The 14134-nt window shown below is 63.9% G+C and carries 14 protein-coding genes and 1 pseudogene; 5 read left to right on the top strand and 10 right to left on the bottom strand.

What is annotated here, in order from left to right; all coding sequences use genetic code 11:
* Positions 1 to 48: 48 nt before the first annotated feature.
* The gene (locus tag K5658_RS06260; protein WP_221066103.1) at positions 49 to 1077 is read left to right on the top strand and encodes a WD40/YVTN/BNR-like repeat-containing protein; all 1029 of its coding nucleotides are present in this window, start codon (positions 49 to 51) and stop codon (positions 1075 to 1077) included.
* 58 nt (positions 1078 to 1135) lie between these two features.
* Here the strand turns inward: K5658_RS06260 and K5658_RS06255 are convergent, their stop codons facing one another.
* Positions 1136 to 1930 (bottom strand): sulfite exporter TauE/SafE family protein, encoded by a 795-nt coding sequence (locus K5658_RS06255; protein ID WP_221066102.1) that lies wholly within the window; start codon positions 1928 to 1930, stop codon positions 1136 to 1138.
* Positions 1931 to 2146: 216 nt separating this feature from the next.
* On the opposite strand from K5658_RS06255, the gene recQ reads away from it, so the two are divergent.
* The 3 genes from recQ (at position 2147) to ssb (ending at position 6484) form a co-directional block, all read left to right on the top strand.
* Positions 2147 to 4315 carry a DNA helicase RecQ gene (gene recQ / locus K5658_RS06250; protein ID WP_221066101.1) on the top strand — a complete coding sequence of 723 codons (2169 nt, stop codon included), beginning with the start codon at positions 2147 to 2149 and terminating at the stop codon, positions 4313 to 4315.
* 159 nt (positions 4316 to 4474) lie between these two features.
* Positions 4475 to 5839, top strand: coding sequence for an MFS transporter (locus tag K5658_RS06245; RefSeq protein ID WP_221066917.1), 1365 nt, complete (start codon positions 4475 to 4477; stop codon positions 5837 to 5839).
* 105 nt (positions 5840 to 5944) lie between these two features.
* Positions 5945 to 6484 carry a single-stranded DNA-binding protein gene (ssb, locus tag K5658_RS06240; RefSeq protein ID WP_221066100.1) on the top strand — a complete coding sequence of 180 codons (540 nt, stop codon included), beginning with the start codon at positions 5945 to 5947 and terminating at the stop codon, positions 6482 to 6484.
* Positions 6485 to 6596: 112 nt separating this feature from the next.
* Here ssb and K5658_RS06235 read toward each other — a convergent pair whose 3' ends face one another.
* Entirely contained in the window at positions 6597 to 7643 is a 1047-nt protein-coding gene (locus K5658_RS06235; protein ID WP_221066099.1) for a linear amide C-N hydrolase, read from the bottom strand.
* A gap of 155 nt (positions 7644 to 7798) precedes the next feature.
* Between K5658_RS06235 and K5658_RS06230 the strand changes: the two are divergent.
* A pseudogene (locus K5658_RS06230) lies at positions 7799 to 7994 on the top strand (hypothetical protein); the annotation flags it as partial.
* A gap of 21 nt (positions 7995 to 8015) precedes the next feature.
* On the opposite strand, the gene K5658_RS06225 reads toward K5658_RS06230, so the two are convergent.
* From K5658_RS06225 to K5658_RS06190, 8 genes are all read right to left on the bottom strand, one after another.
* On the bottom strand, positions 8016 to 9272 hold the full coding sequence (locus K5658_RS06225) for a hypothetical protein (RefSeq protein ID WP_221066098.1): 1257 nt from the start codon (positions 9270 to 9272) through the stop codon (positions 8016 to 8018).
* 210 nt (positions 9273 to 9482) lie between these two features.
* Entirely contained in the window at positions 9483 to 10025 is a 543-nt protein-coding gene (locus tag K5658_RS06220; RefSeq protein WP_221066097.1) for a hypothetical protein, read from the bottom strand.
* Entirely contained in the window at positions 10000 to 10629 is a 630-nt protein-coding gene (locus tag K5658_RS06215) for an RT0821/Lpp0805 family surface protein (RefSeq protein WP_221066096.1), read from the bottom strand. The genes K5658_RS06220 and K5658_RS06215 overlap by 26 nt, the downstream gene beginning before the upstream one ends.
* A gap of 357 nt (positions 10630 to 10986) precedes the next feature.
* Complete coding sequence (gene nirJ, locus K5658_RS06210; RefSeq protein ID WP_221066095.1) at positions 10987 to 12156, bottom strand: heme d1 biosynthesis radical SAM protein NirJ; 1170 nt, start codon at positions 12154 to 12156, stop codon at positions 10987 to 10989.
* A 7-nt stretch (positions 12157 to 12163) separates the two neighbouring features.
* Complete coding sequence (gene ahbB / locus K5658_RS06205) at positions 12164 to 12655, bottom strand: siroheme decarboxylase subunit beta (RefSeq protein ID WP_221066094.1); 492 nt, start codon at positions 12653 to 12655, stop codon at positions 12164 to 12166.
* A gap of 2 nt (positions 12656 to 12657) precedes the next feature.
* Complete coding sequence (locus K5658_RS06200; RefSeq protein WP_221066093.1) at positions 12658 to 13101, bottom strand: Lrp/AsnC family transcriptional regulator; 444 nt, start codon at positions 13099 to 13101, stop codon at positions 12658 to 12660.
* Positions 13102 to 13118: 17 nt separating this feature from the next.
* The gene (ahbB, locus tag K5658_RS06195; protein ID WP_246628581.1) at positions 13119 to 13670 is read right to left on the bottom strand and encodes a siroheme decarboxylase subunit beta; all 552 of its coding nucleotides are present in this window, start codon (positions 13668 to 13670) and stop codon (positions 13119 to 13121) included.
* Positions 13667 to 14134: an Lrp/AsnC family transcriptional regulator gene (locus K5658_RS06190; RefSeq protein ID WP_246628580.1), complete on the bottom strand. Its 468-nt coding sequence runs from the start codon at positions 14132 to 14134 to the stop codon at positions 13667 to 13669. The genes ahbB (K5658_RS06195) and K5658_RS06190 overlap by 4 nt, the downstream gene beginning before the upstream one ends.

Genomic DNA, 14134 nt, shown 5'->3' with positions numbered 1-14134 from the left:
TGCCCGGCGGCGGACCGAACCCAAGCGCCTCCTTCCGGAGTATCCGCCATGAACAAAACCCGCCTGATCGCCGCGCTCCTTCCCTTATGGATCTTGACCGCCTCCGGCCCCTCCCAAGCCAAGCAATGCCAAATCGCCTGGAACCCGCCCGCCGTCTCCAGCGGCACCGGCGATTTATCCGGCGTGGCCTGGGGCGCGGGCCGGTTCGTGGCCGTCGACCACCAGGGTTCCGTCAGCGCCAGTCCCACCGGCATGGCCTGGACCCCCACCGCGACCCTTGCCGGCCTCTATTTCGACATCGCCAGGGGCGGCAACAAGTTCGTGGCGGTGGGGGCGGACAGTCTGCAAACCGCCCAGCCAACCTGTAGCGACCCCGGCAACCCGTTCTCTTGTTTCCCCACGGACGGTGGTTATCAATCCTACGAGGGCAGGACCATCGCGATCAGCCCGAACGGCAAGCGCTGGACGCCCATCGCCGCCACCGGCAACCGGCTCCTCGCCGTGGCCTGGGGCCGTGGCCGGTTCGTAGCCGTGGGCGATTACGGGGCGATCCTCACCAGCCCGACCGGGAAACGCTGGACGGCGCGGCTACTTGGCAATACTTCGCTCAGTTCGCCCACGCTGACCGATATCGCCCGGGGCCATGGCCGGTTCGTGGTGGTCGGGATCGGGCTGGCGGGCGACGGGAGCCCTGTCGGCACTGTCCTGACCAGCCCGGACGGCCTCCATTGGACCGGGCACGATTCCGGGACCGATCAGTGGCTCATGGGCGTCGCTTGGGGGGCGGGGAAATTCGTCGCCGTGGGGGCGGGAGGTGCCATCCTGACCAGCCCGGACGGCGCGGTCTGGGACACCCAAACCTCGAACACCACCGCCACACTATATGGCGTGGCCTGGGGCGCGGGCCGGTTCGTGGCCGTGGGGGATCAAGGCGCGCTGTTGACCAGCCCGGATGGCGTGGCCTGGACGCTCCAAACCCCGGCCACCAGCGCCGCCTTGACCGATATCGCCTGGGCCCATGGCCGCTTCGTCGGCGTGGGCCAGGGCGGGACCATCCTCGTGGGCACCTGCCAATAAACCCGCGGCGGGAACAAACAGGATTGCGCGGAATCCGGGCCGGGGATTCCGCCCAGCCTCAAGCCAGCACGAACTTGAGTCCGATCAAAACCAGGATGCTCGCCAGGATGGGGCGCATGATGTGTTCGGGAATCCTGCCGCTCAAATGGCTCCCGACATAGATTCCCGGCAACGAGCCGATCAACAGGCTCCCCAACAGCTCGAAATTCACATTGCCCATGTGCAGATGGCCCAGCCCCGCCACGGCGGTCAAGGGAATGGCATGGGCCAGGTCGGTCCCCACCACCCGCACCGTCGCCAAGCGCGGATACAGGAACAACAAGGCCACCGTGCCCAAGGCCCCCGCCCCCACCGAGGACAAGGTCACCAACACCCCCAGCATCACGCCCACGCATACCGTGATCGGCGCTTGCCAGCGTCCGAAGCGCTCGCTGTGGGTTTTGCGCTGTAGGGCGGATTCGTGGGATTTCCTCATCAAGCGGTTGCGGAACAACAAGGCCACGGCGGTCAGCAGCAAGGCCACGCCCAGGGTCGTGGTCATGATCGCGGTGACGGCGGGGTCTTTCTTGAAGGTGGTTTCCAACAGGTACAGCACCACGCCCGCGGCCGGCAGGCTACCAAGGGCCAACCAGCCCACAATCTTCCATTCCACCGACTTGTGCTTGCCATGGTGGACCAAGGTGCCGCCGGTCTTGGTGATGGAGGCGAACAACAAATCGGTGCCGACCGCCGTGCTGGGCGCGAAACCGAACAAGAACACCAAGAGCGGGGTCATCAGGGAACCGCCGCCGACACCGGTCAACCCGACTAATACCCCGACCAGGACGCCGGAGACGATGTACGCTGTTTCCATAGGGAATGCCTTCGTTGGAATCGATATAGGAAAGGGGCACAGTATAAGTGCCATCCGTTATAACGGATGTCCTTCCGCTAACTTATAGCTATAACCTTTTGGCATAGGCTTATACGCATGTGCCCGCCGGACCCAGGCCCCGGAACGGCGGGAACAGTGGCGGGGCCCGGTACGGCATGGAAGAATGGACATTTCCACCCCCATCGGAACCGGCGCATGTCCCAATCACCCTTACAAATCCTGCGGACCGTGTTCGGCTACCGGCAATTCCGCGGCCCGCAAGCCGCCATCGTGGAGCGGGTGGTCCAGGGCGGCGATGCCCTGGTGTTGATGCCCACCGGCGGCGGCAAATCGCTGTGCTACCAGATTCCGGCCTTGATCCGGCCCGGCGTCGGCGTGGTGGTCTCGCCCTTGATCGCCTTGATGCAGGACCAGGTCGATGCCCTGCGCCAATTGGGGGTGCGGGCGGCCTTCCTGAATTCCACCCTGGCACCGGACCAACAACGCAAGGTCGAACGCCAGTTCCTCGACGGCGACCTGGATTTGCTGTACGTGGCCCCGGAACGGCTGACCACCGGGCGCTTCCTCGACACCCTGGCGCAAGCCGCCGTCAGCCTGTTCGCCATCGACGAGGCCCATTGCGTGTCGCAATGGGGCCATGATTTCCGCGCCGATTATTGGGAACTGTCCCTGCTGCACCAGCGCTTCCCCCAGATTCCCCGCATCGCCCTCACCGCCACCGCCGACGAGCGCACCCGCCAGGAAATCATCGCCCGGCTGGGCTTGGAGCGGGCCGAGGTGTTTTGCAGCGGCTTCGACCGGCCCAATATCCGCTACACCATCGCCGACAAGCGCAATCCCAAGGCACAGCTCCTGCATTTCCTCCGCGCCGAGCACCCGGAAGACGCCGGCATCGTCTATTGCCTGTCGCGCAAGAAGGTGGAGGACACCGCCGCCTTCCTGGAAAGCGAGGGCTTCACCGCCCTGCCCTACCACGCCGGTTTGCCGAGCGAAGAACGCCAGCGCCACCAACGCCGCTTCCTGATGGAGGAAGGCGTGGTCGTGGTCGCCACCATCGCCTTCGGCATGGGCATCGACAAGCCCAATGTGCGCTTCGTCGCCCATCTGGACCTCCCCAAGAGCGTGGAAGCCTATTACCAGGAAACGGGCCGGGCCGGGCGCGACGGCTTGGCGGCGGAGGCCTGGATGGTGTACGGGCTACAGGATGTCATCACCCTGCGCAAGCTGGTGGAGGACTCCGAGGCCGACGAAATCCACAAGCGGGTGGAACGCCACAAGCTGGAAGCCATGCTGGGACTGTGCGAGGTGACATCGTGCCGACGGCAGGCGCTGTTGCGCTACTTCGGCGAGGAACTCGCCGAACCCTGCGGCAACTGCGATAACTGCCTGGCGCCGCCCGCCACCTGGGACGCCACCGAAGCCGCCCGCAAGGCGCTGTCCTGCGTGTACCGGACGAATCAACGCTTCGGCACCCGCCATGTGATCGATGTGCTATTGGGCCGGGCGGGCGAGCGCATCCTGCGGCTGGGCCACGACCGGCTCAGCACCTACGGCATCGGCAAGGATTTGGACGAGAAACAATGGCTGTCGCTGTTCCGCCAACTCATCACCCTGGGCTATCTGGCGGTGGATCACGAGGCCCACGGCGTGGTGAAACTGACCGACGCCTGTAGGCCGGTGCTCAGGGGCGAGGCGCAACTCAAGCTCCGGCGCGACCCGGACCAGCCGGTCTCCAGCCGCGAGCGGCGCGGCGCGGCCAAGCCGCAAAGCCGGGGGACGGTGCCCGGCACCAGCCTGGCCCATCCCGACAACCACCGGCTCTGGGAAGCCTTGCGGGCCTTGCGCAAACGGCTGGCCTCCGAGCAAGGCGTGCCGCCCTATGTCATCTTCCACGATTCGGTGCTGATGGACATGGTGGAACTCCGGCCCAAGGATTTGGCGGAACTCGGGCGCTTGTCCGGCATCGGCGCGACCAAGCTGGAACGCTATGGCGCGGTGTTTTTGGCAACGATCCTGGAACAAGGACCCAAGCCGGTGGTGGACGGTGCCGGACTCGGCGGCACGGCGCAGGAATCCTTGGAGTTGCTGCGGCAGGGCTTGGACGTGGCGGCCATCGCCGGGCGGCGCGGCTTGAAACCGGCCACGGTGTATGGGCATTTGGCCGAGGCCATCGCCCAGGGTTTGGCCGATTCCAGCGCCGTGGTGGGTTTGGAGCTGGCCGAGATACGGCGGATCCAAGGCGTGTGGCGGAGCCTGCCGGAGGAGGAGCGCCAGGGCTTGAAACCCTTGTTCGAGGCTTTGGGCGGGCAGTATGGCTACGAAGTGCTGCGGTGTTTGCTGGCGGGCTGGACGCGGGACCACTGAACCAGCATCCCCTACACGCCCCGCCCAGCGAAACGCTCAATCAAAAGAACCGGACCTTCCCGCAAATTCAAGGCCATGGGCGAACCTGCTACCATACCGGGCTTCCACATCCCGCAGAAGGAGCCTCCCTTGAAACCGGCCCTGGAAATCGATACCCCCATGACCCGCGCCGAGGTCCGCGCCAGCCTGTCCCTGGCCGGTATCTATATGTTGAGGATGCTGGGAATGTTCCTGATCCTGCCGGTGTTCTCGGTGTTCGCCCGCGACCTGCCCGGCGCCACCCCGGCCCTGGTCGGCCTCGCCATCAGCGCCTACGGGCTGACCCAAGCCCTGTTCCAGATTCCCTTCGGCCTGTGGTCCGACCGCTATGGCCGCAAGCCCGTCATCACGATAGGACTCGTCCTGTTCGTGCTGGGCAGCGCCCTCGCCGCCCTGTCCGACGATATCTACGGCATCATCGCGGGCCGCGCCCTGCAAGGCGCGGGCGCGGTGGCGGCGGTGGTGATGGCCCTCGCCGCCGACCTCACCCGCGAGGAGCACCGCACCAAGGCCATGGCCTTGATCGGCGTCAGCATCGGCTTCTCCTTCGCCCTGTCGATGGTGGCGGGACCGATACTCTCGGCCTGGATGGGACTGAAGGGCTTGTTCTGGGTGGTCACCGCCTTGGCCGCGCTGGGCATCGTGGTGCTCTATACCGCCGTGCCCGATCCCGTGACCAGCCGCTTCCACCGCGACGCCGAGGTCAGGACCGCTTCGTTCGGCACGGTGCTGGGCAACCCGGAACTGTTGCGGCTCGACCTTGGCATCTTCTGCCTGCACCTGATCCTCACCGCCACTTTCGTGGTGCTGCCCCTGGTACTGCGCGACACGCTCGACCTGCCCACCGCCCAGCATTGGCATCTCTATTTGCCGGTGTTCGTGCTGGCGATGGCGAGCATGGTGCCTTTCGTGATCGTGGCCGAGAAAAAGCGCAAGATGAAGCCGGTGTTCCTCGGGGCCATCGCCGTGGTGGCGCTGGCCGACCTGGGTTTCCTGGGATTCGGCGCGAGTTTCTGGGCGGTGTTCGGGCTGCTCTACCTGTACTTCACCGGCTTCAACCTGCTGGAAGCCACCCTGCCCTCCATGGTGTCCAAGATCGCCCCGCCCGACCTCAAGGGCACGGCCATGGGCGTTTATTCCACCGCCCAATTCCTGGGCGCGTTCGCGGGCGGCGCGGGCGGGGGCTGGATTTACGGGCATCACGGCATCCCGGCGGTGTTCCTGTATTGCGCGGTGGCGGCCCTCATCTGGCTGGCGGTGGCCCTGGGGATGCGCCCGCCGCGCCATGTCAGCAGCCTCCTGGTCAATGTCGGCGCGTTGAGCCGGGAACAAGCCGCCACCCTCTCGGGCCGTTTGCTGCAAGTGCCGGGCGTGGCCGAGGCGGTGGTCCTGGCCGAGGATGGCGTGGCCTATCTCAAGGTGGATAAGGACACCCTGGACCGCGCGGCCCTGACCGAAGAATTGTTCCAAACCCAGGCGGCCTGATCCGCCCTCTACGACAGCAAGACCGGGGCGAACCCGGCATTGAACCGTCCGGGCCGCCCCTACGGCCCCGGACACCCCGAATGCACACTATCGGAGAAACTTCCCATGGCCTCTCGCGGCATCAACAAAGTCATCCTCATCGGCAATCTGGGCCGAGACCCCGAAGTCCGCTACATGCCCAACGGCGAAGCCGTGGCCAACGTCACCATCGCCACCAGCGACTCTTGGAAAGACCCGCAAGGCAACACCCAAGAGCGCACCGAATGGCATAACGTGGTGTTCTATCGCAAGCTGGCGGAAATCGTCGGCCAATACCTGAAGAAAGGCGGCAAGGTCTACGTCGAAGGCAGCCTCCGCACCCGCAAATGGCAGGATAAGAACGGCCAGGACCGCTACACCACCGAAATCATCGCCAACGAAATGCAGATGCTCGACCGCGCCGGTGGCGGCGGCGGCATGGGCGGAGGCGGCGGAGACCCCGGCCCCTGGTCGGAAGCGACACCGCCCACCGCCACCCGCGACCGCGATTCCGAACGCTACGCCCCGCCGCCCCAGACCACGACGGGTTCCCCGGCACCCCAACGCCCGCCCGCGCCACCGGCGGGCGGCGGCATGGATGATTTCGACGACGATATCCCGTTCTAGGTTCTACCATCAGAGCATTTATTAAGAATCTCTCCAAAGCCCGCTTCATGCGGGCTTTTTTTTGGTTTTCAGCTGTAGAATTTTGGGAGGCGGTAGTTAATTGATTTGGTTTTCAAACCGGTTTCCGATGATGTTTATTCTTAATCGGCTTTAACTTGCTGGAAACCTCGCCCACCAACGAAATCTCCTCCCCGGAAACCTGCTTGATGGGCATACCCTTGGCGAAATTGATTTTGCCGAGGTCGATCCAGAACATATTCGGGGAACCGGAAGCCTGGAAGAAGTAGAGCCGGTCGCCCGCGTCCGCCAATGTGGTCCACAAGGTGGGCCAAGTATCTTCGGAATGGACTCCCGCCGATGTATTTTCGGCACCGAGCGGAACCGAGACCGTTTTGACAATGCTGTAGACCTCGGCCAAAGCCTCCCGGATATCCTTGGGCGCGGGTATTGTTTTCAAAAAGGCCGAGGCGCGGACAAAGCGGCTGGCGGGGTCGATGTCGCCGGGCAGGGGTTCGGTCCCGCCGAAATACCTGTATTTTTTAAGATTGTTCAGTTGCCAATCCAAAGGCGGCTCATTGGTCATGACGGACGAATCCTTGCCGCGATGCACCACCTTGGCCCCGTTGACGAACTCGATGACGGCGGAATCGCCGGTGGCGTCGGAAATGGAGATGTGCAGCGGCCATTCCCGCCCCGCCGCCTTCACCGAGACGATTTGGACTTTGTCCAACTCCGCCAAGGCCTCGGCAACCGTGGCGGAAACATCCAAGAGGTATTGAAGCACCATGGCATTGGCCACGCCGGGGCGGGTATCCCTGGTTTCGTATTGGGAGTCATGCAGATAAAGGAGGTTCGCCACGAACCCCTTTTCGTTCATGCCATCGGAGGTGGCTATCCCTAAAGAATTCACCACCACGCTGCCGTATTTCGAGACCCAGCGCACCCCGTTGCCATCGGTAACGGCCCCATCCCTGGCAATGCCCCGGGGATAGGCCACGAGCTTGGGATGGTCCGGTATGTAAAGGTCCATGGTGCGGCCTACGACATGGCCATGGTCCGTGTTGAGCAGGATGCGCGAGCAAGCCGTGGCTGCTTGGTCCAGCAAGCCAAGGCTCAAGCTTGCGGAAAGGACCAGGACGGAAAGTTGTTTGGCGGTCATGGGGAGCGCTCCAAATAGGATTGGGTTGGGGATGCCAGACCATCCGGCACAGGGTAGGAAAAGCCCGGCAATTCTGGGGTGGTTATGCGCACGGACGGAAAATCCCATGGCAAATCCAGCCGGGTATCGATCCCGGCCAACCAGCGTACCAACAGATCCATCGGCAATCCTGGAAGAATCTGGAGGCGGTGGAATGGGCCACCCTGGCCTGGGTGGACGGGGTTCATCGGCGACATCACGCCCGCCGAGGCCGAAGCCGCCTACTACCGTAGCCTTACCGAGCCCGCCATCGCGGCGTGGCTCACAGCAAACAGCCTCCGGAATTTCCGGGGCGGTCCATCCCGCTATTGATCCAAAACTTCAAAGGCCGGATCAACCGTTATGAAGGCGTAAACGGGCCCGGAGCCAATGGTAGGTCAATCGAAGGCCGGTGATGAACAGCCCGGATAGGACCACCAAGAGGAGCAGCTTCCGGAATACGTAATCGACCAGGGCTTCGCCGGCCTCGCGCGAGGCTTGCGTGACCACCGCAAGCTGGTCTTTGTGGGTGGCGGAGACCGCCAGGCTTAAAAGCCCATGAAGCTCGGCGGACATATGGCTGACTTCCCCGGCGGCCTTGCCCCATTCCCGGATGTCGAACGGCGGCGCGTTGGGATCGTCGGGCGAATCCCGTAGCTGTTGCGCGATGCCTTCGTAGGATTTCAAGACCTGGGCGGTCGCCTGGGCCATGTGGGTGCCTTCCGCGAGGGTCTCTTTCGTGGCTTGGGCCAGACCGACCAGCCCGATGCGCTCCTGGGTGAAGGCCTTGAGGACGCTCTCCCGTTCCGAAGACAAAAAGGCCGGCAGGGATTCGAGGCTTTTGGAAAGCCGCTCGCTGGAACCGGCGATCTGGGAACCGCTGCCGACCAGGCTGGCGACTTCTGGGATCTCGGCGGAACGCAGGGCCAGGAGTTCCGCCTGCCATCCCATCGTCTGGGGGAGCCGTTGCCCGATGAAAAGGGCGCGCTCCGCGAAAAGACGGGTTTCCGCCAATTCGCGGGCGGCCGGATCGAGTCCCGCGAGGGGATCTATGCCGAGGAGTCCGAAGACACTGTTCGGCAGCGCGCTGGACCGGTTGACCTCCAATCCCTTGGTGATATCGTTGACCATCGCGATACCGGCGAAGGCTTCGGGGTCCGCGTTCGGTTCGGCGAAGCTCCGCCGCCACCGCTCGATTTCCTTCCGCAGTTCGGCGCGCATTTCCGGGCTGAGCGCCCGCTCCGCGATGGCCCAGATTTCCCTTTCCCGATCCTTGAAGCAGCGGAGCATGGGTTCCGCCGAGGGGCCATAGACCTTGGGCAGCCAGTAGTCCTCGACGCGGTGCCGGGCCTCCGAGGCGAGCACGGTCAGGCTGACCAGGTTGGAGATGGGATTGGAACCCGAAGCCAATCCGTAAACATCCGTGGCCAAGGCCGATTTGATGGCGAGGAGATCGGCCCTTTTGATCGGGCCTTCGCTGGTGGAGAGGTGCTCCGCCGCCTGCGTGGTCGAGAACACGAAATTGTCCGCGAAACGGAGCAGGTCGTCTTGGAGTTTGATGGGGTCGGCCGGCTCGGTTTCCGGCGCTCCGGGAAGTATTGCCACTACCATGCGGGCCGGGAGCTCCACGGTCTTATGGATCAGCGCACAACTACTCCCGAGCAGGCCCAACAACGGGGCTGTCATCGTCAGGGAACGTAGGCATCTGTGCGGCACGGTGTTGGTCGCGGGCGGCGCTTTTCCGGGGAGTTCACCTAGGCAGCTGGATTTCCGGGTGGACATCAACGTGGAACCCCATTGGCGGCGGTCGATAAGCGGCAATCAGCCCGGTCGATTTTCCCCACGGGCCTTTTCGGGAAACACCGCGCGGGCCTCGCGCACGAACAAGGCCCGGAGCTTGTCCCAAAAATCACCGCCCAGCACGAAGAGGCTGGCCAGGAATACCAGGTCGCTGGCAAGGTTCGCGTAAAAGCGCCAAGGCGAAGCATCCGGGAGCCATTCGGGAAAATAGCCTTGGATATAGGTCACGACCAGCGGCGACAGGAATAGCACCAGTCCGAAGGCATGGCGGACCGGCCCCACGTTGCCCGCTGGTTTCTGGCTGGCGAACCAACGCTTCACGGCGGACACGATGCGGTCGAAGTTCTCCTTGCCCATGATCGCCACCGCCGCCAAGGTTCCGATATCCGGCGCCAGCAGCAGGGAACCGGCCAAGGCTTTGAGCCATCCCGGCCAATGTTCTTGGATAAAAAACGGAACCGCGAACAGCAGATTGCTGACAATCAGTACGGCGAGGCCGAGCTTGAAACGGGCGTCGGCCCCGGTGACCGCATCGCCCTTATTTGCGTTGTTCCCACGTGCCATCAGGCTTCTTGCATACATCGAGGGTGGTTTCGGCGCTGTCCTTTTTGGATTTTCCTATCGCCAAGAACAGCGTGCGGCAACCGTTGTCGCCGGTCGCGGTGGGTTTGAAGGTTCCGGAATGATCGGTTTTGGGGTTGTGCCAAGTCTTGGCTTTGCCATCTTTCGCGTTATCCAAGGCGTCTTGGGCCGCTTTGTCGAACAGCCCCCAATCTTCGTCGGTAAAGGATTCGGCGGGCGACGCCTTGATCTTCCACTGGCCTTCGATCTTGCAGAAACTCAAGACCGATTTTTCCGAGATACCGCTCGCCGTTTTGGTGGCCAACGCGGTTTGTCGGCATGACAAACCGGAATCCTTATACGACAGTAGTACCTTGAACACCCCCTTGCTACCGGTTTTGGGGTTTTTCCAGCCTTTACTCGCACCATCCTTGCCGTGATCCAATATGTCCTGCCCGGTCTCCAGCATAAGCTGATAATCCTCGTCGTTCATATATCGGTCTGGAGACTGGGCTAATAGATATTCATATTGGAATGCCTGCGCGGACGAACTAAAACCTTGGGTTGCTAGCATTAAAGCTGCCGTGGCAATCAATTTGTAATTCATCGTAGCTCCTTTTTGTTTTGTCGCTTTGGAATTTATCGAATCCGGCGGGCGGCGTTGCGCCCAAATGAGAACACCATCCGACCCGCGAGCGGCGTTGCGGCCTCCCCCGATCTACTAAGCCTAGACGATTACAAGAAGGGTGTACTATTAAGGCAAGCCCCGCGTCGTGGGAGCGTTCTCAAAGCCACCACCGCCGGCGATTCCGTCAAGGATTTCCTGGAAGCCCGCGGCAAGCGGGCTTTTTTATGGCTGTATGAGTTTCGCGCGATTCATGGGAACGGGCCACCGAGGACGGGCGTCGCCGCCTCGTAGCCAAGAGGAAGGGTTACGGGCACAGGCAGGGCCGGGCAATCCGCGTCAGCGGTCCCGTGCCTGGAGGCCGATCTCGTCGTCGGCGAGATAGCAGCCGGGATCTTCGGCCCAGAAATCCCCGGTGGTCTGGTGGGCACGCACCCGCGTGTTGCCATTGCAAAGATCGAGATGGGCGCATTCCGCGCAGCGGCCCTTGACCGGGCGCGGACTGGCTTTCAGGCCCGCCATCAAGGGGTCCGACACATCCCGCCAAATCTCCGAAAAAGGCCGTTCCCGCACATTCCCCAGGCTGTAATGCCACCAGAAGGTGTCGGGATGGACGTTCCCCAGGTTGTCGATATTGGCGATGTTGACGCCGGAGGCATTGCCGCCCCATTGGGCCAGCCGGGCGCGCAGCCTTCCCGCTTGGTCGGGGAAGCGCCGCCGCGCCCAGTGCAACAGGTAAACCCCGTCGGCGTCGTTGTTGCCGGTGACGAATTCGGCGGGCCGCCCCGCCCGGAGCCGGTCCAGGCAGGTATCGAACAAGAGGTCCATGGCGGCGCGGGTCGTGGCGAACACCGCGTCGTCCTTGCGGTTGCGGTGGCCGCGACCGCCGTAGTTGAGGTGGGAGAGATAGAACTTGTCCACGCCTTCCCGTTCCATCAGGTCGAGCAGGGCGGGCAGGTCGGCGTGGTTGTCGCGGGTCAGGGTGAAGCGCAGGCCGACCTTGATGTCCCGTTCGCGGCAGAGCCGGACCCCATGCAGCGAACGCTCGAAGGAACCGGGACTCTGGCGGAAATCGTCGTGGGTCTTGCCTATGCCGTCCAGGCTGACGCCCACGTAGTCGAAGCCGGTGGCGGCGATGGCGGCGATGTTCTGTTCGGTGATGAGGGTGCCGTTGCTGGACAGCCCCACGTAGAAACCCATGGCCTTGGCGCGTTGGGCGATGGCGAAGATATCGGGCCGCAGCAGCGGCTCCCCACCGGACAGAATCAACACCGGCACCCAGAACGCCCTGAGGTCGTCCATCACCGCGAAGACCGCATCGGTATCGAGTTCGCCGGGGAAGTCGATATCCGCCGAGGTGGTGTAGCAATGCTTGCAGGCCAGATTGCAGCGGCGGATCAGGTTCCAAATCACCACGGGGCCGGGCATGACCCGGCGGCGTGGCGCGGCGGGAAGCGGTTCCGCCGGGGGATCCAGCAGTTCGGCGATGTATTGGGTGATGCGGAACATGGGGGGGTTAATCGCCGATACGCAAGCCGGTTTTCTTCAAGATGCGCGTGCTGTACAGCACGGCATGGCCCCGGTTGGCCTCGCCCAGCAAGGCCGCGATGCGGGCGGTTTCCCGCTCGACCTCTTCACGGGTCCGGCCATGGACCATGGCGAACAGGTTATACGGCCAGTCGGGCCGATGGCGCGGGCGGTGGTAGCAATGGCTGACCGCATCCAAGGCACCGACCCGCGCCCCGAGTGCGTCGATCGCTTCATCCGGCACATCCCAGACCGTCATGCCATTGGCCCGGTAGCCCAACTTGTAATGATTGGGCACCGCGCCGATGCGGCGGATCACCCCGCGTTCCTGCATCGCCCGCAGCCGCGCCATCACCACGTCGGCGGAGAGGCCCAGTTGTTCGGCGATGGCCGCGTAGGGCCGGGGCGTCAGCGGCAAACCGGCCTGGGTGGCGCGGATGATTTGGCGGTCGATCTCGTCGATGGCGTCGCGGTCTTGCATGGTCATACCTCCAGGCGCAGGCCCACGTAGTACTCGGCCAGTTTGGGCATATCGTGGACCTTCAAGCCGGTGGCGGCTTCTATCCCCGCGATGACTTCGGCCTTGCGCTCCGGCTTTTCGGTCGCGAGGACGAACCACATGTTCAAGGCATGGTCGCGGGCGTAGTTGTGGGCGACTTCCGGGAAAGCGTTGACCTCGGCCACCACCCGCTCGAAATCGGCCTCGGGCACGGCCAGCGCCGCCAGGCTCAGCGCCCCGCCCATGCGCTCGGCATGGTAGAGCGGCCCGAAGCGGCTCAGGATGCCTTGGTCCAACAAGCCGCGCAGTCCTTCGATGACTGCTTCCTCGGTCAAACCCAGGCGTTCCGCGACTGCCAAATAGGGCCGCTCGCAAATCGGGAAACCGCCTTGCAGGCCGTTGATGAGGGTGCGTTCCAGGGCGTTCATGGGGAGTGGGGAAAAGCTTAACGGTAGACCGCGCCGCGCTGCTTGAAACAGCGGCGGCTGAATAATACGGCGCGGGGCATGGCCTCCAGGCCGCAGGCGAGGGTCAACGCCTCCACCTGGGCTTCGACGGTGGCGCGATCCCGGCCATGGATCATGCAGAACAGATTATAGGGCCAGGCCTCGCCCCGGCGCGGACGGCGGTAACACAGCGTGACACAGGCGAAAGCGGCCAGCCGGGCACCGACGGCGCCGACCAGGGCGTCCGGTACGTCGAACACCACCATGGCGTTGGCGCGGTAGCCGAGTTTGCGATGGCGGACCACCACCCCCAGGCGTTTGACGATCCCGGTTGCGAGCCAGCGTTCCAGCCGTTCGATGACCTCGGCCTCGCTCAAACCCACCTGCCGCCCCAGTTCGGCATAGGGCCGGGGCACCAGGGGCAGGCCGTGCTGGACCGCCGCCAGCAAGCGTAGGTCGCTGGCCGCGTCGGGATGGGTTCCGCAATGGACCGGGGCCGGACCGGGAAACACGGCGGGGAAATCCACCGCCCGGAGTGGCATCCCGCTCATGTGGGTCCGCTCCCGAAGTCCAGCGGAAAACCCAGGTCGATATGGAAATCCTCCAGCAAGGGCAGCGACAACACGGCCAATCCCGTATGCCGCTCGATCCGGGCCAGCGCCGCGTCCAAGCGTTCCGGGTCGGCGGCGGTGAGGACGAACCACAGGTTGTAGCGGTGTTCCCGCTCGTAGTTGTGGTTCACTTCGGGGAGATCGCTGATCCAGGCGGCAACGGCTTCCAGGCGTTCCGCCGGTACGGCCAGGGCCGCCAGCGTGCTGGCTCCGACCCGCTGGGGCGCGAACACCGGCCCCACCCGGCTGACCATTTGGCTATCGCTCAAGACCCGAAGGTTTTCCAGCACCTCGGCCTCGTCCACGCCCAAAGTTTCGGCCAGGGCTTGGAAAGGCCGCGGCGACAGCGGGAAGCCGCGCTGGAAATCGTTGAGCAAGCGTTTTTGCAAAGGGGTCAGCGACAA

Source organism: Methylomagnum ishizawai, from assembly GCF_019670005.1.
Classification (GTDB): domain Bacteria; phylum Pseudomonadota; class Gammaproteobacteria; order Methylococcales; family Methylococcaceae; genus Methylomagnum; species Methylomagnum ishizawai.
This window is presented reverse-complemented; position numbering and strand designations above follow the sequence as displayed.